The organism is Vreelandella boliviensis LC1, from assembly GCF_000236035.1.
GTDB lineage: Bacteria > Pseudomonadota > Gammaproteobacteria > Pseudomonadales > Halomonadaceae > Vreelandella > Vreelandella boliviensis.
In genome coordinates this window covers 494948-514305 of record NZ_JH393257.1, presented here as the reverse complement: position 1 = coordinate 514305, position 19358 = coordinate 494948, and the positions used below count along the sequence as shown (strand labels likewise).

Below are 19358 nucleotides of genomic sequence, written 5' to 3'. Positions count from 1 at the left end.
ATCTCGGTCGTGGGAACCGTCGCCATGCTCTGGGTGGGTGGGCATATTTTGATGGCCAATCTGGGTACCGATGGTACGGGCTGGTTTAACGCGCCCTATGCGTGGGTACACCATGTTGAGCATGGCATTAGCGAGGCAACCGGTGCCTTGGGCGGCACGCTGGGCTGGGGCTTCAATACGCTGTGCTCTGCGGTGATTGGCTTTTGGGTGGGCTCGGTTGTGGTGGGTGTGCTGCACCTCGTTCCTACCAAAGAGGCGAATGCCGAATAGTTGCACGTCGCGAAGTGCGTATCAGGCATCTAAGCGCTCGGCATCATGAATTGCACCCCCATAATATGTTCACTCATATCACTTTAGAAAATGATCTTGAGCCGAATGCAAAGCCTAATCGGCTCAAGATGTGAGCCGATTAAGTCGTGTACACAGCTCTGTTCGTTGCTAAGAATCTTGCCCCCATAGCGGTTCTAGTGGACCGCCTACCGGGGCGTTCTTGGGTAAGGCTACGGAAGCCACCCGCGATTGCGCTGCCGCAAGCTGCGTTGGGTCGCCGCGTTCTATTTCCGGGTCTTGCCCGGGTGGGTAAGCGCCTACCATGCAGAAGTCATCGTCCGCCTCCAGGCTGGCATGCCCAACGCCCGCTGGTAGCACCAGCACATCGCCTGCGTAAAGCATCAGCTCGTGGCCGTTAGGGCCTCCCAGCCGTGCCCGGGCCTGCCCGCGGAAGATACCCAGTGCTTCATGGGCAGTAGAGTGAAAGTGGTCAAAGTCATATAGGTGGTAGCGCCATGCGGGGGGCCAGCCGTGGCGTTTGAGCATATTTTCAAAGTTATTGGCCCGTTCCTCTGCATTGCTAATGTCGAGAACCTGGCGGTAAATCAGCACCGGCAGTGGGGAGTTGGGAAAGCCGTTCGTTTCATCGCTGTCGAAATAGAGCGTTTCGGGTTGTGGGATCTGCACAGTGTCCTCCTACTGATCGGCGGATTTTGCGAATACCAGTTTGAGCCTAGCAGCCTTTTTTCATGTTGCAGCCCTTCCCAGGTTTTCCGTGCCTGAGGGCTATAGTGCCGCCATTGCCGACTCACAGGGCTATCAGGTTGCATCCCGCGATGAGGAACCAACTTGAAGGTAATTAACCCTTGGAAAGCTCATCGTTCCCTAGGAGAATAACAACGATATGCCACGCTTTTTTAGGAGTGCCGTGCTGATCGAAGGTCGGGATAGTTTTCAGCCGATATAAACGTTAAAGGCGCCTAATTAAATAGCCGGAAGGCGTTTTGCGCTAAGTTTTTATCAAGCTGTTCACGTGAGTTATTGTCAAGCGAGTAACTTTTAAAAGTAAGAACATAATAGAGATAGAAGGACGTATGGAAAAAATAGCAGCAGCGGATTCGGAAGCCCAGTCAGCCGACCTAGTCGCTCAAAATATTGAGCAATTGAAAGCATTATTTCCTGAACTGGTCACCGAAGGCCCCAGTGGCGTGTCCGTCAACGTCGACGTGCTTAAGTCACTGGTGGGCGATGTCGCTATCACTGATGCCGATGAAAAATACGGACTCAATTGGCATGGTAAGCGTAGTGCGCGTCAATTAGCCTTAACGCCTAGCATGGGAACGCTGCGCCCGTTCAAGGAAAAAAGCCTCGATTGGGAAACTACCCGGAATTTAATGATCGAGGGCGACAACCTCGAAGTGCTCAAGCAGCTGCAGAAGAGTTACGCCGGAAAAGTAAAGCTTATCTATATCGATCCTCCTTATAACACGGGCAAGGACTTTGTTTATCCGGATAACTTTCAGGATAATATTAAAAACTATCTTAAAATGACCGGCCAGATAGAAGGCGGGGAGAGGATAAGCAGCAATTTTGAAACGAGCGGTCGGTTTCATACGGACTGGCTAAATATGATCTACCCAAGGTTGAAGTTAGCCCGTAACTTACTTTGCGAAGATGGCGTGATTTTTATGTCCATTGATGATGGCGAGGTAGCTAATCTTCGTAAATTAAGTGATGAAATATTCGGTGAGGAAAATTTTATTGCCAACGTTGTCTGGCAAAAAAAATACACACGTTCCAACGATGCCAAATGGTTTTCAGACAATCATGACCATATTCTGGTCTACGCTAAAAATAAAAGCCTCGTAAAGTTTAATGGGCAAGAGCGGAATGCAGATCAGATTCGCGCCTATAAGAATCCCGATGACCACTTTAAGGGGCCTTGGAAGGCTACGCCGCTCCATGCCAAAAGCGGTACTAATACCAAACCGTACACCTTTAATAATGGGATCGTATGGGCGCCCCCTAAAGGCACCTATCGGCGGTTCAATGATGCCTCAATGCGGCAGATGGATGAATCCAATGAAATCTGGTTTGGCGAGAAAGGTGACCAGACGCCTCAAAAAAAATCATTTTTAAGTGAAGTGAAGCAGGGGGTTACTCCCGTTACGTTGTGGCCATATCAAGAAGTTGGCCACAATCATGAGGCCAATAGTGATCTTAAAGCCTTGGGACTTGGCGGTATTTTTGATAACCCCAAGCCAGTTAGGCTTGTGCAGCGAATGATTAATCTGGCAACAAGCCCTGATAAAGAGCACATCGTTCTCGATTTTTTCGCTGGTTCAGGCACAACGGCGCATGCCGTTCTTGATGCAAATGCTCAAGACCAAGGGAATAGGCGTTTCATTTGTGTGCAGCTCCCAGAGCCTTTAGACAATATTAATCATGATGAAGCGCTAAAGCTGGAAAATATCGCTGAAATAACCGCAGAGAGAATTCGGCGGTCAATTAATCGGCTCAGGGAGAATCAGCCAGAATATGCCGGCGATCTTGGCTTTCGTGTTCTCGGCTTGAGCACATCCAACGTACGCGCTTGGAATCCCCAGCCTGCCAATCTCGAGCAATCTCTTCTAGAGAACGTCAATCATCTGGTCGATGAGCGTAGTGAAGAAGATATTCTTTGTGAATTGTTATTAAAATTAGGACACGATATTTGTGTACCTATCGAGTCTCGCACTATTGCTGACCATCATGTTTATTCTATTAGTGGGGGCACCTTAATAGCTTGCTTCGCACGGTCGATTTCAACTTCCGATTTAGAAGCGTTGGCTTCGGGAATCGTTCAGTGGTACCAAGAGCACGAATCAGCCGCAGAGGTTACCTGTGTGTTTCTTGATGAGGCTTTTGCCGATGATGTTGCCAAGTTGAATATGTCAGCCATTCTGCAGCAGTCTGGCATTAAAAATTTGCGCAGCTTATAGGCGTTAATATGTTGATTACTCCTCTTCAGCAAGCGTCATGCGCAGACAGGAGAGCTGTGAGCCGTGGTCCTGATCCGAGTGATTGGATTGTACCCTCGCTACCCGTCGGTTGGCGCTTGTTGAGCTTTCACTTTTTCGTCGACTGGATGCAGTCGCCGCCCCTATTGGCCAATAGAGTGTGGATGACTCGTCAGGTGCGATTTGAGCACGAAAGCGAAATGGCGGAAGAGCTAGAAAGCGATCTTTTGAGTTTATTTAAGAAAAGTGAAGATCGGCGCTATTTTGAGGGTCTTGAAAGAGTTTGTTCGAACTATAGGCATGATTTGTCAGCCATCATTCTCCCCGATATTCCTGTTTCGGTTATTACTGAGCAAACGCCCATATGGGCAATCAGAAGAAAAGAAAATGCTGATTTAGGGATAGGAAAGTATTCAGTTAGCAATCTCAAAACGGCGATACAGGGGCATTCTGGCGGCCCTGTAAAAGTAGGCACGAAGGGGCTGAAATTTGGAACAAGCGCCGTTGAGTGCTTTCTTTCTAGCTCCGATGCAGCATTCCCCGGCGATGCTGATGGGGTCGTGGTAGATGATCAGAACCAGGTTCGGTTTGTTATAGAGTATAAAAAACATACGATTGGGGATGTAATAGATAACCATCTTATAAACAGATACTACCCACGCCCCGATGGTCGTAAATATAAGCGCCTTGAGGCGCTAAGGTCACATTATGAACGTGTGAACCAACTCCCTACGCCGCTAGTAATTTTGTATTTTTCGACGAGAGAGCCAGTGATACGGCTGCAAGAAATAGCTCGGCTGAATGATCACTCCGTTGATATTCGCCGTGACTCGGGAAATATAAATATTGGTGGAATGCATCCCGACGATATTGCTAAACAAGTCGTTCAATGGCTGGGCATACAGATATGAAACTGAATTTTGATCCGAATCTCGACTATCAGATGCAGGCCATTGAAGCCGTTTGTGATTTATTCCGTGGACAAGAAGTGTGCCGCACCGAATTCACGGTTTCGATGAAGCAGCCAGAGCATCAGTTGGCCCTGGGTATGGCAGAGACTGATCTAGGCCTTGGCAATCAACTAACGTTACTGGACGACCAACTGCTAGAAAATCTGCGCGCGGTGCAATTGCGCAACGGGTTAGCGTCTTCCGACACGTTGACCTCGGGCGACTTTACCGTCGAAATGGAGACGGGCACGGGTAAAACCTACGTCTACCTGCGCACCATTTTCGAGCTCAATAAGCGTTACGGATTCACCAAATTTGTCATCGTGGTTCCTTCAATCGCCATTAAAGAAGGTGTCTACAAGTCGCTGGAGATCACTCAAGAGCACTTTAATGGGATTTATGCCGGGACCCCGGTGGATTTCTTCTTATATGACGCTAAGAAATTGGGCCAGGTGCGCAATTTCGCTACCAGCTCCACCATACAGATAATGGTGGCCACGGTGGGTGCCATCAATAAGAAGGACATCAACAACCTTTATAAGCAAAGCGAGAAAACGGGCGGCGAGAAACCCATTGATCTTATAAAAGCTGCCCAGCCCATCGTCATTGTAGACGAGCCGCAAAGTGTGGATGGAGGTCTAAAAGGCGCTGGCAGAACCGCATTAGATGCCATGAATCCACTCTGCACGCTGCGCTACTCGGCTACCCATGTAGACAAGCATCATATGGTGTATCGCCTTGATGCGCTTGATGCTTATGAGCGCAAGCTGGTTAAGCAAATCGAGGTGGCGGCTGCCACGGTCGAAGATGCTCATAACCGAGCCTTTGTGCGACTGGTCTCGGTGAGTAATAAGCGCGGCAATATCACTGCCAAGGTTGAGCTGAGTGTCAAAACCGCGACGGGGGTTAAGCGCCAAGAGGTGACGGTGTGTGACGGAGACGAACTACAGCCTCTTGCGAAGCGTGATATCTATGCTGACTTCCGCGTGGGTGAGATCAATACATCCAAGGGTGAAGAATTTCTGGAGTTGCGCTACCCCGGCGGTGAAGAGTTCCTTCAATTGGGGCAGGCTCATGGTGACGTAGACCGGCTCGCCGTGCAGCGTGAGATGATACGTCGCACCATTCGCGAACATCTTGATAAGGAAAAGCTGCTGCGGCCGCAGGGCATTAAAGTTTTGTCCCTTTTCTTCATCGATTCGGTAGAGCTTTACCGCCAATATGATGCTGATGGCAATCCTGTTAAAGGCGCTTATGCGCGCATTTTCGAGGAAGAGTACCGGCGAGCGGCTAAGCTACCCGCCTACCAAGGCCTCTTCAACGACGTGGATTGGGGTTACGCCGCTGAAGAGGCGCATGACGGCTACTTCTCCGTCGATAGAAAAGGGGGGTGGTTAGATACCGCGGAAAACAATGCCAGCGGCCGTGAAAATGCGGAGCGGGCATATAACCTAATTATGAAGGATAAAGAGAAGCTGCTTTCCTTTGCGACACCTCTCAAGTTCATTTTCTCGCACTCAGCGCTTAAGGAAGGTTGGGACAGCCCCAACGTTTTCCAGATTTGTACCTTGCGGGAAATGGGCTCAGAGCGTGAGCGGCGGCAGTCCATCGGCAGGGGCTTAAGGCTGTGTGTGAACCAGGAGGGTGAGCGTGTTCATGGCTTCGACATTAATCGCCTCACCGTCATCGCCACGGAGTCTTACGAACAGTTTGCCGAAAACCTGCAAAGCGAAATTGAAGCTGAGACGGGTATCCGCTTCGGCGTGCTGGAGCAACACCAGTTCGCCGGCATTACCGTGACGTCTGCCGATGAATCTCTCTCTGCCTTAGGGTTAGACCGGTCTAAAAAACTGTGGGAGTACCTTAAGACGGCGGGGTACATTGACGCCAACGGCGCTGTGCAGGACTCACTGAAGCAGGGCCTGAAAAATGGCACTCTGGCATTGCCTGACACTTTTCAGGCGGCAGAGCGTGAACAGATTATCGCGGTGCTACGTAAGGTCTCTGGGCGGCTGGAAGTAAAAAATGCCGACGAACGTAAGCCGGTGCCGCTGCGTAAAGACAAGACAGGCAAAGCCGTTTATCTGTCAGATGAGTTCAAGGCGCTGTGGGATCGTATTAAGTACCAAACGACCTATCGAGTGCAGTTCGACAATGACCAATTAGTGGATGACTGCATAACCGCTTTAAAGGCAGCCCCGGCCATTTCGAAAGCACGGCTACAATGGCGAAAGGTAGATATTGCGATTGGAAAAAGCGGCGTTCAGGCGACGGAAAAGGAAGGCGCCAGTACGGTTGTGCTTAATGAATCTGACATTGAACTGCCGGACTTATTGACCGAACTGCAGGATCGTACCCACCTAACGCGGCGAAGTATCGTCACTATCCTGACCAAAAGCGGTCGCCTGGATGATTTTAAGTGCAACCCACAGCAGTTTATTGAGCAGGCTGGCGAAATTATTAATCGCTGCAAGCGCTTAGCGTTAGTCGATGGCATTAAATACCATAAAATAGGTGAGGATCACTTCTACGCCCAGGAGCTGTTCGCTAAGGATGAACTGACCGGCTATCTACGTAACATGCTATTGAATACCCAACGCTCTATTTACGAACACGTCATATTTGATTCGAACACCGAAAGAGACTTCGCCGACTCATTAGAGAAAAATGACGGCGTGGAGCTTTATACTAAGTTGCCCAGCTGGTTTAAAGTGCCAACCCCATTGGGGTCATACAATCCTGATTGGGCGATTGTCTTCGACAAAGAAGGCGAGCAACGGCTCTATTTAGTTGTGGAGACCAAGAACAGTCTTTTCGGTGATGACCGCCGAAGTAACGAAAATGCCAAAATAAAGTGCGGTATGGCGCACTTTGCAGCGTTAGAGGAAAGTGAAAACCCTGCCCGCTATCTCGTGGCTACATCGTTAGAGGATGTGCTGAAGACGACGCAGTAGTATCGACTGCAACCCCTACTCCAACGGCAAATGTTGCTGCATTAAATGATGCTTGCTTTAGGGATGCATAAGGCTTGATGTAAACCTGGAGGAAACACTTATGAATGACCAGCAAATACAGATATTTACCCGTGAAGATGGGCAAGCACACCTAGAGGTGACCCTGGAGCAGGAGACCGTTTGGTTGAGCCAAGCGCAGATGGCCGAGTTGTTTGGCAAAGATGTTCGAACCATTAACGAACATATTGGCAATGTATATGCAGAGGCAGAATTGGAGAAAGAGGGAACTATCCGGAAATTCCGGATAGTTCGCCAAGAGGGGAAACGTCAGGTTCAGCGAGAAATAGACCATTACAACCTAGATGCCATTATTTCAGTTGGCTATCGGGTGAAGTCCCATCGTGGCGTGCAGTTCCGCAAGTGGGCCACTCAGGTGTTAAAAGACCACTTGGTTCATGGCTATACCCTAAACCAACGCCGCCTAACCGAGCGTGGCATAGAATTCGAGCAGGCGGTGAATTTGCTCAGCAGAGCCTTGGCTAATCAAGGCTTGGTATCATTGTGAACAAGTTTAGAGCCATCCCCGAAATGACTTCTGAAGTTAGACAAGGCCGTTTGTTATGAACATTGATCTTTACCAAGTAGATGCGTTTGCCTCTAAGCCCTTTGAAGGCAATCCCGCAGCAGTTTGCCCTCTGGAAGTATGGCTGGATGATGCGCTGTTACAGGCCATTGCCACGGAGAACAACCTGTCCGAAACGGCCTTTTTTGTGTCGACTGAAACAGGCTACCACCTGCGCTGGTTTACCCCCTCGGTGGAAGTGGATTTATGTGGTCATGCCACGTTGGCGGCAGCATGGGTAATTTTTAATGTATTAGGCGATAGCTCAGAAATACTGCAATTTCAGACCCGCAGTGGGCCGCTATTAGTAAAACGTGAGGATGACGAGCTGGCGATGGATTTTCCCGCTAAAACGCTAGAACCCTTGGCAATGCACACTGAGGTAGCGGCAGCGTTTGGCGGCATTGAAATTGAGGAGATGCTAATCTCTGACGATATCGTGGTGGTGATCAATGATGTGTCGTTGATCGAATCGTTAGCGCCGGATATGCAGCAGCTTAAACAGCTGCCGGGGCGGGGTGTGGTAGTCACCGCTAAAGGCGATGATGTGGACTTCGTTTCCCGTTGGTTTGGCCCTAAGGTGGGCGTGGAAGAAGACCCCGTTACAGGTTCGGCCCATACCTCGCTTGCGCCGTATTGGGCTAGACGTTTAGGCAAGCAAACGTTAACCGCACGCCAGGGCGGTGCCCGCAAAGGCACGCTTAGCTGCATCTTGGAAGGCGAGCGCGTGATTATCAAAGGCCGCGTGGCGCCTTATCTTAAAGGTGCCATCACGTTGCCGGAGAGTAACTGAAAAACGTTGATTAAGAGCGCCACTCAATCAGCGAGTGACGTCGTTATCATATCAATTATGTTGTCCATCATTACGTCCTTTTACCGCGAGCTGTTATGATCCAATCTAAAACGCCCTTCATTGTGGTGCTAAGCCTAGCATTGACCATGATGCTGGGCCCGTTTTCCATGGACACATATCTGCCTGCTTTTCCGGTCATCGGCGAATCGCTGGGGATTTCTCAGCAGGCGGTATCGTTGAGTGTGTCGGTGTATGTCTTTGCGCTGGCGTTGGGTCAGTTAATTGGCGGTGCGCTTTCAGATCGCTACGGACGGCAGCGGGTTCTGATGAGCGGGCTGGTGATTTTTGCGTTCTCAAGCATTGCCATTGGAATGTCTGATTCCCTGAACTCCCTGCTCGGTGGGCGGGCAATTCAGGCTATTGGTGCCGGTTTGACCCTGGTATCAGTACCGGCATTAGTGCGCGATCGGGTGGCGGGCCGCGACGCTGCGAAACTGTTCTCGATGATGGGCTTTATCATGGTCTTGGCGCCGGGTATTGCGCCGAGCGTAGGTAGCGCGATTCTGTTGTTGGGTTCCTGGCACACTATTTTCTTTGCCTTGGCGGCGTACGCGCTGCTGCTGGTGCCATTGCTGGTGCGTGTGCTCTTTACCGGCACGGGCAAGGTGTCGCGAACGAAAAGCCCTCAGATGAGCCTGCTGGCGCGTTATAAACTGGTGCTGTCGACAAAGCCAGCCCTGCCGTTCATCGTTTGGCAGGCCGCTTCTTTTTCTACCCTGATGATGTTCATCACCTACGCCTCCTTTATCTATCAGGGGCACTTCGGTCAGTCGCCTTCGGCCTTTTCGATGCTGTTTGCGGCGAACATTGTTGCGATGCTGATTTTCAATATTCTCAATCGAATCCTGCTTTCCAGGTTGTCGTCGCTGCGCATCCTGCAGTTGGCGACGGGCTGTCAGGCAGTGGGCATCGTATTGTTGGTGATGGCGGCCTTCATGGACTGGCCGCTGTACGCTTTCCTAATCGCCATGATGCTGACCATCGGCTCGATAGGGGCGATCTCGCCGAATATTCAGGCCTGCTTTTTAGAGTTCTTTCCCACCAGCAGTGGAACAGCCGCAGCGCTTCTGGGCGCCGCCCAGTTCGGCATCGCCGGGATTCTGAGCGCACTGTCTGCCCTGCTGCCACATACGCTTGGAGCGGTTATCCTGGCCATGGCCGCCTGCGGTTCGGTGGCGTATCTGATGCTTGCCCGCTCAATTATCAAAGGGCGTGCCGCTGTCGAGGCACTCTGAACCAAGCGCACTCTCTTACCAAAAGCCCCTTGTTAAACAAACGCGGGGCTTTTTTTATTTCTGATTAGATGCCGCTGGCATACAAGCGTTGCTGATGTATGACGGGTAGCCCGGCTGGTGCATGACTTCATTAGTGTATTGCGATCATAAATAAAAGTTCAAAATAAATGATTATGATTGGTATTATCACTATTGACTGGGAGATGCTGGCTTCGGATACTCTCCCGGCCTTTCAACAGAAAACCAAGAGGCGAGCAGGGTAGGTTTATTCATTTCAAGGGATCTTCAACATGACTGATAGCAATAGCACAGTCCGGCGCAACGCAAGTCGGTTACGGTGGCAGCAGACCACTACCGCCATTCTGTGCGGCACGACGCTGGTGACTACTCCCATGCTCGGGAATGCGCAGGAAACCGGCGACGGTAGTGATGATAATGAGGGGTATCGCCTCGCCCCCATTATCGTCAATGCACAGGCCTATGCCGATGATGATGCCAACTCGATAGTGGCCCAGGAGCTGTGGGTGGGTGGCAAGGTGGCTACCAGTATTCTCGACACACCCGCCTCTGTATCTGTCATCACTGAGAAAGAGATCGAGCAGCGCAACGCGTCTACCACCGAGCAAGTCCTGCAATATACCCCAGGGATTCTCACCGATTATTATGGCACCGATGACCGTAACGACTATTTTAAAATCCGCGGATTCGAGGCCACCACTTACCGTGACGGGCTGACGCTAGGTTCAATGCGCGGTGTTCGTGAAGAGCCCTACGCATACGAGCGGGTTGAGGTGTTGCGTGGCGCCAACTCCACTCTGTTTGGCCCGGCGGATCCAGGTGGCTCGGTCAACTTCGTGAGCAAACGACCAAGGTTTGAGCGCTTTGGAGAGGGCTATCTCTCCTACGGTTCATTCGACGCAAAAGAGGCCGGTATTGATGTGGGTGACACCCTGAACGCTGACGGGACAGTGGCCTACCGTTTCACCGGTACTATCCGGGACAGCGATCGCGAATACGATCACTCTAAAGACAACAATGGCTTCTTGATGGGCGGTCTAGCCTGGGAGCCAACTAAGTACACTTCAGCGAGTGTTATTTTCGACTATCTGAAGCGTGACGACACCCCCAATAGTGGCGGTTATCCTCTTGATCGTGAGTATGATCGCAGCGACTTCTTTGGTGAGCCTGGTTTCAACTATCACGACGTTGAGCGCACCAGCCTCACCGGGCAGCTTACCCATGATTTCAATAACGGCCTGACGTTGCGCGGCAACCTGCGTTACAGCGATCTGACCGACGACTTCGGCTACGTCTATATCACTGACTCTGCAGCGCGAGTAGGCAGCGTGGTGGATCGCGATTACTTTGGCTCCGACAGCGAAGCTCAGGAGTTGATCGGCAACGCGATCCTGCAGTACGACGCCCGTTTTGACTGGGTTGATAGCAGCACGTTGGTGGGTGTCGAGTATCGCGATGCTTCCACCGAAGACAGTTCGTTTTACGGGGATGCGACCTCAATTGATATCGCAAATCCCGTCTTTAGCGGTGCGCCGAGTAGCCTCAACGTCTATAGCAGCGACAAGCAGGACTTCACCACCGAGTCGGTCTTCCTGACCCAGAACTTGTCCTTCTATGATCGATTCATTGTGACCGCGGGCGTGCGCAACGACTCGATGGACGTATCCAGCACTAACATGGCCGGCGTCACCGATTCCGATGACTTCTCTGAGACCTCCCTCCGCGGTGCATTGACCTATCGCGTTACCGACGAAATTTCGACCTATATCAGCATGGTGGAATCCGTGGCTCCCCCCACGATTGGTGTTGAGCCTGAGCGAGGCGAACAGTACGAAATTGGTGCGAAATACGCCCCCTTTGGAACCAATGCGCTGTTCTCGGCGGCCATCTATGACCTGACTCGGGATGACGTCACTATCGCGGTTGTACAGGACAATGGCGTTATCGAACGGGAAACCGTGGGTGAATCCCGGGTGCGGGGCCTTGATCTGGAAGCGAAGGCTGAGTTGACTGATAGCTTCAGCTTGGCCGGTGGTTACTCTTATATGGAGTCAGAAGTGGTGCGCGACAGTAACGCCGCCAGAGAGGGCAATGAGTTTACTGCTGCACCCAAACATACGGCTTCGCTGTGGGGCTACTATACCTTACCAAGCCAGGATATGAGTGTTGGTCTCGGCGCCCGCTACGTCGGCTCTTACTACTTTGATGTCGCCAATACATCCAAGAGCAGTGCGGCAACGCTGTTTGACGCGGCCTTTAGCTACCAGTTAACTAAAGACGCAGACCTCGCCGTCAACGTCAGTAACTTACTCGACGAGCAGCATGTGGTCGGTTCCAGTACGGCCGACTACTACAATCCAGGCCGTGAAATCAGTGCCAAAGTCAGCTATCGCTGGTGAGCTAACAGTACTGGATAAGCCAGCCAACTGATGCGTTCGGCAACTAAGGCAACAATCGAAACCCCCGCTTTTACAGGCGGGGGTTTTGCTTTTAAGCTTCGGTTAAGCCATCAACGATTAAGACGCGGTAGTCGGCGCTGTCTTACCAGGTGCGGGCGGCGGCCATATCGGCCAAGCGTAGGAAAAGCATTGTTTTATTGCCAAACACGTTTTCTTGAGCTAATGTAATGTCATTACATATAATATTGGAATGTTTAATGACCTCTTGCCAGCCACATGCCCACGAGCCTGATGTATCTGACCAAGTGCCTAGTTCTCAACAGCTAGCGAGGACGGCTGCTTTATTCAAAGCATTGGGAGACCCGGCAAGGCTGTTGTTGCTGTATCAACTGAAAGACGGGGAGCGCTGTGTCGGCGAACTGGTGGTTGACGGCAATAAGCTATCCACCGTGTCAGCACGTTTGCAAACGCTGTTGAACGCTAACCTGGTGAAACGTCGACGCGATGCAAGGCATCTTTATTATCGCTTGGCCGACCAGCACGTTGTTCAGTTAATTGATAACGCGCTCGCCCATGTTGATGAAGAGGTTAAAGCGTCAGAGTAATCCCTACGATCCACTTGTTATCTATCAATGTTATCAAGGAGCCTACGATGAGCTGCAACATTCATCAAAACCACCCGCACGAGCACGGCCCGAACTGCGGTCACACGCAAATTGAACATAACGGCCATACTGATTATCTGCACGATGGTCATTTGCACCACCCTCACAGCGATCATGTTGATGAGCATGTGATTGAGGTGTCGGACAAAAATCCTGATGCTTGCACACCTAATCATCAGTGTGCGGGGCACGATGCGGATCATGTTCATGGCCCTGATTGCGGCCACGAGGCGGTTCCCCATGGCGACCACATCGATTACCTGGTCGATGGTCACCTGCATCACCCTCATGGCGATCACTGTGATGATCATGGTCCTGTGAGTGTCATCAGCTAATCGTTGTTAAAACGATAATGCACATACCGGGCAACGGCTTATGCTGTTGCCCGGTCTGGATCGTTATTTAACATCGTTACCCAGCGCCTTTAAGCGTTCCGGGCTGAGGGCGATGTCGTCGTTTTTGTTAACCCCAATACCCTGGTCAATAATGCCCTGGGCAATGCGTTTTGCTTCTTCCAACGAGTGCATCACGAAAGTGCCGCACTGAAACTCATTGAGCTCTGGAATCTCTTCCATTCGATTTACCGCTAATACATCGCGCATGGCGGCTAACCACGCCTCGCCAACGCGCTCTTCCGTTGGGCTTCCCAGTAGGCTCATATAAAACCCGGTACGGCATCCCATTGGCGAAATATCAATAATTTCGACGCTGTCGCTATTTAAGTGATGGCGCATAAAACCGGCAAATAAGTGCTCCAGCGTATGGATGCCTTTTTCGCCCATCATATCCTCATTGGGCTTATTGAAGCGCAAGTCGAACACGGTAATGGTATCGCCGGAGGTGGAGTGCATGGTTTTGGCAACCCGCACCGCCGGGGCGTTCATGATGGTGTGGTCGACGGTAAAGCTATCCAGTAAAGGCATGGTTATTACTCCTTGCTGTCGTGGTGGTACTTACCCATTCGGTTGGCTGTGGGTCTTGGTTCAAGTAAGCGGAGCGGTGATGACTTCGACTGTCTCGTTGCGAATGGCGTTGTAAAAGCAGTTGGGTCTCCCTGTGTGGCAGGCGGGGCCTTGTTGGTTGACGCGTAATAGCACTGCGTCGCCGTCGCAATCTAGCCGTGCCTCAACTAGGTGCTGGCGATTGCCGGAACTCTCGCCCTTGCGCCATAGGGTCTGCCGCGAGCGGGACCAGTAGCAGACTTGCCCGCTGGCCAGTGTTTCGAGTAGCGCATCACAGTTCATCCACGCCAACATGAGCACTTCGCCGCTGTCGTGCTGCTGAGCGATGGCGGTGATCAAGCCGTCGGCGTTCCAAGGAATGGATTTGATCACTGCTGCCAACGGTCGGCGTTCGCCACGTTCGGCATTCTCTAGCTGCATCCAGATGTTCATTGGTGACTCGTATCTCTTTAATATATGTTATAACATAACATATATTATGCCTGGAATCTTAATGCATGCTTGGGTTAATAGGCGACTTGGGCTAGTAGCGTTACTCGGGCTCGATAATGATTTCGTGCTTCTGTCGTTCATTCTCCAGTGTTGCCAAGGCAATTTGGTAACAATCTTCGATATGGCGGCTACCCATATACTTCATTGCGGTGAAGCTAATACCACCAGCGACGGCGCTACCGACCAAAGGAACGAACTTAGCAACACCTTTAGACGCTACTTTGATGCCCATCTTGCTTAGTAGCATCACGATTAGTTTTTTCGTGATGTATTTACCGGCCATTTTGCTGCCGGTATTCGAGATGGCCGTCATTACAAAGAGCTTGGATTCAGTGTCCAGGCTGTCGATTTGTTCAGGCGTTAGACCAAATTTCTGGTTAATGTTGGGAATTAGCCGCATCAATATGGCCACGTCTGAGCCTATATCTACCCCTGGTATGGGGATAATCGCCGCGCCCGCAGAGAGGCTTGAACTCTTGGTGACCATTGAATGGCACGATTTTCTAATCGCTTCGAGTTCTTCGATTGATTCAATCATGATGAGATCCTTTCATTGACTGCCTGATTGATCGAGCGGCCACCCATACCGCTGCCTGATTCTCTCAACTCTAGCATTACTCAACGTACATTGAGTCGTTGGTGAGGAATTGGTAGTCAGGCCGTGAGCGATGAAACTAAAAGGGCAGGCCATTGTTCCAATCTGCTCATGTATCCGCTTTTTAATCCAACCACTGCCAGGGCGGTTCGTCCAGCCAGCCCTGACCGAGGATAACGGTCTCGCCAAACGTTTTATCCAGCGCAATAGAATTGCATGCCTCATTTTGTTCCAGCGTCGCCACCAAGCGTGGCGCGTGAGAAACCACCCACACTTGGGTGTCCTGCGATGCGCGGATAATCAGGCGTCCCAAGGCGGGTAGCAAATCCGGGTGCAGGCTAGTTTCCGGCTCATTTAACACCAGCAGGGAAGGCGGCCTAGGGGTGAGCAACGCCGCTACTAACAGCAGATAGCGCAGTGTGCCGTCGGATAATTCCGACTGGTTCAACGGGCGCAACAACCCTTCCTGCAGAAATTGCAGCACAAAACGATTACCCGCGTCGCCTGCAAAATTGATGCTCGCGCCCGGAAAGGCGTCTTCAATTGCTGCATACAGTGCCTCACGATCACCGATTTCGTGAATGGTGCGTAAGGCGGCCACTAGGTCGCGGCCATCGTGATCCAGCACTGGCGTGCGGGTGCCGATTTGCGGTGTGCGGATAATGGATTGCGGATCGGTTCGGAACTGATCGTAGAAGCGCCAGTTGCGGATTGTTTGTCGAACCGCATGGACTTCAGGTGCGGCAACCGGGTCACTGATTTCGTTCAGGATGCTTTCGTAGCTGTTGAGGTGGGTGTTGTAAACTTCCCATTTGCGACCGATGCGCACTTTTACCACAGAGCCAACGCGGTCGATAAGGCAACTGCTGGGCCGGCAAACGTCGCCTGCCCAAATGCATTCACGTTTTATTTCAGGGTCGAACTGGAACATGGAGGGATCCCCGTAGCCCGCAAACCCTTGGGGCGCTGGCATTCCCAACGAAATAGCGTAGCCAAAGTCTTCACCGACAAACCCCAGCCTAAGGCGGGTATTGCTTTTTTTGGCGGTGCCCTCAATGGGGGCAGAGCCGTCTCTCATGCTGTTGGTGAGTTTTTCCGGGCCAGCCCAGAAGGTGTAATCGAGCCCACCTTCCTGGGCAATCGAAGCGATCAGGTTCCCTTTGGCTGTGTCTGCTAGTAACCGCAACGACTTGTACAGGTTGGATTTCCCACACCCGTTGGGACCGGTCACCACATTGAGACCCGACAGGGGAGAGACAACGTTTTTCAGACTGCGGTAGTTGGAGACGGCAAAGGCGTTGATCATAAGCTCTGAATGGTTAAGGGCGATCCGTTCGGGCAGCGTTAAAGATGCCAGTTTAGCGATAACGATAGCAAATACGAAGGGCACGCTCTTCGTCAAATGGCAAACTGAAAAGGTCATACCTTCTTCGAAGGCAGCGACCAGAAACGCCCCGCCGTCGCAACGAATAGGGGCTTGAACCGTATCTCTGATTACTCGGGTAGTCTGGCTATCACCTTGATTTCAAAATCGAACCCCGCCAGCCACGTCACGCCGACCGCTGTCCAGTTGGGGTAGGGTTTTGCCGGGAACGCGCGTGCCTTGGCTTCCATGACTGCGGCGAACTGAGCTTCCGGATCCGTGTGGAAGCTCGTCACATCAACAATATCCTCGAAGCTTGCGCCCGCTGTTTCCAGAACGCTATGCAGGTTGTCGAAGGCCAACTGTACCTGAGCGGCGAAGTCCGGCTCGGGCGAGCCATCTTCACGGCTGCCGACCTGACCTGACACGAACAGTAGATCGCCGGAGCGAACGGCAGCAGAATAGGCGTTCTGCTCATAAAGCGCCTGGCGGCCCGATGGGAAAACCACGTCACGCTTAGCCATATGTATCTCCATCAGTAAGTCAAAATCGACCAGTTAGTTACGATGACATCACTTTAGGCCTGCATTTGCGATGGATAAACGGCGAATTCTGTTTAACATTGTTTGTATATTCCAAACAATGGCGAGGTGTTTAGCACAGCCATGGATCGTTTTAACGCAATGCAGGCCTTTGCCCGGGTCGTGGAAACGGGCAGTTTTACCAAGGCAGCTGAGACACTTCATATGAGCAAGACCAGCGTGACGCAACTCGTGCAGCAGTTGGAGGCACGTCTGCGTGTCACGCTGCTCAACCGCACCACACGCAAGGTTAACGTCACAGCGGACGGTGCCGCTTACTACGAGCGCGTCATCAAACTGCTGGCCGATATGGATGATGCCGAAACCAGTCTGTCCAATGCCTCGGTATTACCCCGCGGTCGACTAAGAGTGGACGTACCCAGCCCTTTTGCCCGCACGATCCTGATTCCCGCCCTGCCCGCGTTCCACGCTCAATATCCCGATATTCAACTCGATATGGGTGTCAGTGATCGCATGGTGGATTTAATCGGTGAAAGCGTGGACTGCGTGGTACGCGGCGGGGAACTTACCGATTTGTCGTTGGTGGCACGCCGCATAGGAGACCTGAGTCTTGGTGTTTACGCCGCACCGAACTATTTGGAAAAGGCGGGTGTCCCTTCGCACCCGCAAGCGCTGTCACTTCCCCCTCACTACATTGTTGGTTTCAGATGGGCGCGTTCTGGCTTGGCCTTTCCCTACGCCATGTACCGCAACGGAGAGCGCGTCAGAGTGCAAGGGCGTTATGTGATCTCGGTCGACGATGGAAATGCCGGTCTTGCGGCGGGCCTGGCGGGTCTCGGTGTACTATGCCTTCCTGACTACATGGCCAGGGAGCATGTGTCGCGCGGCGAGCTGGTGCGCCTGTTTGAGGATTGGCCCCTTGACCCAATGCCGATGTACGTCGCGTTTCCACCGAATCGGCACGTCAGCGCCAAGCTGCGCGTGTTTATCGATTGGGTCGTGGAGTTGATGGCGCAACATGCGCCTATCGTTGATCGGCTGGGGCGTCGACACTGACGTTGTAGTTTTCTTCCGCAATAAGGGCTACGTCAGTTGATTATGTGTAATGGAGCTGAAAAAGATGATGTGGATGGATAGGCGTGAATATAACGATGAATAAGGCCGCGATTTATCGGCAGTTGGCCCCAGAAGCCCGAAAGCAGAATGGGCTGTCAGTACTCAATCAAGTGATTGGTGTGCTTATTTTGTTGGCCTCGTTGACGGCCATTTTGGAGACTGAACCTACGCTTCGCGCAAGCGCGCCATGGCTCTTTCCTACGCTTGAAACGATCTTCGTGGTGGTGTTCATTATTGAATATCTACTGCGGCTTTATTCGATAGGGGAAGATCCTCGGTATCGTGGTTTGAGTGGCCGTTTTCGCTATATTTTTTCGTTTTGGGCGCTGGTCGATTTAATGGCTATTTTGCCGTATTTCTTAGGTTTTATGGTTCATGACAACGCATTTTTGGTAAGGCTATTGCGCTTGCTGCGTATGTTACGGCTTGCCCGCCTGGGAAGGTTTAGCCAAGCATGGTCGGGGTTGGCGGATGCGCTTCACTCGCGCTCTTATGAGCTATGGTTAAGCGCGGGTGTGGCCGGGTTATTGTTGCTGTTTTCATCATGCTGCCTTTATGTCGTTGAAGCGGCAGCTCAGCCAGAGGCGTTTGGCAGCGTGCCGCGGGCACTATGGTGGAGCATCGCTACGCTTACCACGGTGGGCTATGGCGATGTGACACCTATCACCGCGTTGGGCAAATTTTTTGCGGGCCTAACAGCGGTGGCAGGCATAGGCATCATCGCCATGCCCACTGGCATTTTGGCGGCGGCGTTTAGTGATGCATTCCAGAAAAAGCGCAATCACCCCGATGGTTAGCAGCTTCAGTAGATTGATATACTAAAACGCGTCTACACATTGAATGAACCTTGGTAGGTAAATGCATAACTAGCGCTTAGCGCGTATCACGATGATTAACTGTAAAGCCGCACCCATGGCGGCGATTGCCCCCGCGCCCACCGCTAATGTCGAAACGGGAAGGTGGAAAGCAAGCAAAACGCCGCCACTCGCCGCGCCTATCGCACTGCCTAAATAGAGCGCCGATTCATTGAGCGCGACGGCCAAGTTGCCATCGCCATGGGTTTGTCGGGTACTAACGAGTTCGTTGTTTTGTGGCACTTGCAGCGCCCAGCCTACGGCACCCCAAAGCGCAATCGGCAGTAACGTTAGCAGTGGATGAACGGATGCCGAAAAAGGAAGTGCGATCAGCGCGATACAGAGCAGCAGCATAATCGCCAAAGTAATTACCGGGCCGTTAATTTTGTCGACCAATGGGCCAATCAGAAAGCTGCCTACGACACCGCCAATGCCCCACACCCACAAATAACCGGTGATCGACTCAACA

General features: G+C 51.8%; 18 protein-coding genes and 1 pseudogene. 12 read left to right on the top strand and 7 right to left on the bottom strand.

The window, feature by feature from the left end; genetic code table 11:
• The coding region (locus tag KUC_RS02225) for a DUF808 family protein (RefSeq protein ID WP_040479280.1) at positions 1-270 on the top strand (270 nt) is incomplete at its 5' end.
• 168 nt (positions 271-438) lie between these two features.
• On the opposite strand, the gene KUC_RS02220 is transcribed toward KUC_RS02225, so the two are convergent.
• On the bottom strand, positions 439-957 hold the full coding sequence (locus tag KUC_RS02220; RefSeq protein WP_007111452.1) for a hypothetical protein: 519 nt from the start codon (positions 955-957) through the stop codon (positions 439-441).
• A 407-nt stretch (positions 958-1364) separates the two neighbouring features.
• Here KUC_RS02220 and KUC_RS02215 point away from each other — a divergent pair, with 407 nt between their 5' ends.
• From KUC_RS02215 to KUC_RS19205, 9 genes are all read left to right on the top strand, one after another.
• A complete protein-coding gene (locus KUC_RS02215) occupies positions 1365-3251 on the top strand; it encodes a site-specific DNA-methyltransferase (RefSeq protein ID WP_007111451.1) in 1887 nt (628 codons plus the stop codon).
• A 56-nt stretch (positions 3252-3307) separates the two neighbouring features.
• Positions 3308-4180 (top strand): hypothetical protein, encoded by an 873-nt coding sequence (locus tag KUC_RS02210; protein ID WP_141243391.1) that lies wholly within the window; start codon positions 3308-3310, stop codon positions 4178-4180.
• A complete protein-coding gene (locus KUC_RS02205) occupies positions 4177-7173 on the top strand; it encodes a type III restriction-modification system endonuclease (protein ID WP_007111449.1) in 2997 nt (998 codons plus the stop codon). The genes KUC_RS02210 and KUC_RS02205 overlap by 4 nt, the downstream gene beginning before the upstream one ends.
• A gap of 100 nt (positions 7174-7273) precedes the next feature.
• Entirely contained in the window at positions 7274-7738 is a 465-nt protein-coding gene (locus tag KUC_RS02200) for a virulence RhuM family protein (protein WP_007111448.1), read from the top strand.
• A gap of 55 nt (positions 7739-7793) precedes the next feature.
• The gene (locus tag KUC_RS02195) at positions 7794-8588 is read left to right on the top strand and encodes a PhzF family phenazine biosynthesis protein (RefSeq protein WP_007111447.1); all 795 of its coding nucleotides are present in this window, start codon (positions 7794-7796) and stop codon (positions 8586-8588) included.
• Positions 8589-8683: 95 nt separating this feature from the next.
• On the top strand, positions 8684-9883 hold the full coding sequence (locus KUC_RS02190; RefSeq protein WP_007111446.1) for a Bcr/CflA family efflux MFS transporter: 1200 nt from the start codon (positions 8684-8686) through the stop codon (positions 9881-9883).
• 290 nt (positions 9884-10173) lie between these two features.
• Positions 10174-12300 carry a TonB-dependent siderophore receptor gene (locus KUC_RS02185; RefSeq protein ID WP_040479271.1) on the top strand — a complete coding sequence of 709 codons (2127 nt, stop codon included), beginning with the start codon at positions 10174-10176 and terminating at the stop codon, positions 12298-12300.
• Between the two features lie 257 nt (positions 12301-12557).
• Positions 12558-12905, top strand: coding sequence for an ArsR/SmtB family transcription factor (locus KUC_RS02180; RefSeq protein ID WP_040479268.1), 348 nt, complete (start codon positions 12558-12560; stop codon positions 12903-12905).
• Between the two features lie 47 nt (positions 12906-12952).
• Positions 12953-13300: a hypothetical protein gene (locus KUC_RS19205; RefSeq protein ID WP_007111443.1), complete on the top strand. Its 348-nt coding sequence runs from the start codon at positions 12953-12955 to the stop codon at positions 13298-13300.
• A 63-nt stretch (positions 13301-13363) separates the two neighbouring features.
• Here KUC_RS19205 and luxS read toward each other — a convergent pair whose 3' ends face one another.
• From luxS to KUC_RS02150, 5 genes are all read right to left on the bottom strand, one after another.
• Positions 13364-13888, bottom strand: a complete 525-nt coding sequence (gene luxS / locus KUC_RS02170) for an S-ribosylhomocysteine lyase (protein ID WP_007111442.1) — start codon at positions 13886-13888, stop codon at positions 13364-13366.
• A gap of 60 nt (positions 13889-13948) precedes the next feature.
• The gene (hisI, locus tag KUC_RS02165; RefSeq protein ID WP_040479265.1) at positions 13949-14359 is read right to left on the bottom strand and encodes a phosphoribosyl-AMP cyclohydrolase; all 411 of its coding nucleotides are present in this window, start codon (positions 14357-14359) and stop codon (positions 13949-13951) included.
• Between the two features lie 100 nt (positions 14360-14459).
• The gene (locus KUC_RS02160; RefSeq protein WP_007111440.1) at positions 14460-14957 is read right to left on the bottom strand and encodes a hypothetical protein; all 498 of its coding nucleotides are present in this window, start codon (positions 14955-14957) and stop codon (positions 14460-14462) included.
• 181 nt (positions 14958-15138) lie between these two features.
• Positions 15139-16320: an AAA family ATPase gene (locus tag KUC_RS02155; RefSeq protein WP_040480140.1), complete on the bottom strand. Its 1182-nt coding sequence runs from the start codon at positions 16318-16320 to the stop codon at positions 15139-15141.
• Between the two features lie 188 nt (positions 16321-16508).
• Complete coding sequence (locus tag KUC_RS02150) at positions 16509-16901, bottom strand: RidA family protein (protein ID WP_007111438.1); 393 nt, start codon at positions 16899-16901, stop codon at positions 16509-16511.
• A gap of 141 nt (positions 16902-17042) precedes the next feature.
• Here KUC_RS02150 and KUC_RS02145 point away from each other — a divergent pair, with 141 nt between their 5' ends.
• A complete protein-coding gene (locus KUC_RS02145) occupies positions 17043-17975 on the top strand; it encodes a LysR family transcriptional regulator (RefSeq protein ID WP_040479259.1) in 933 nt (310 codons plus the stop codon).
• A gap of 95 nt (positions 17976-18070) precedes the next feature.
• Positions 18071-18832: a potassium channel family protein gene (locus KUC_RS02140; protein WP_007111436.1), complete on the top strand. Its 762-nt coding sequence runs from the start codon at positions 18071-18073 to the stop codon at positions 18830-18832.
• A 69-nt stretch (positions 18833-18901) separates the two neighbouring features.
• On the opposite strand, the pseudogene KUC_RS19855 reads toward KUC_RS02140, so the two are convergent.
• Positions 18902-19358 (bottom strand): annotated as a pseudogene (locus KUC_RS19855) (MFS transporter); the annotation flags it as partial.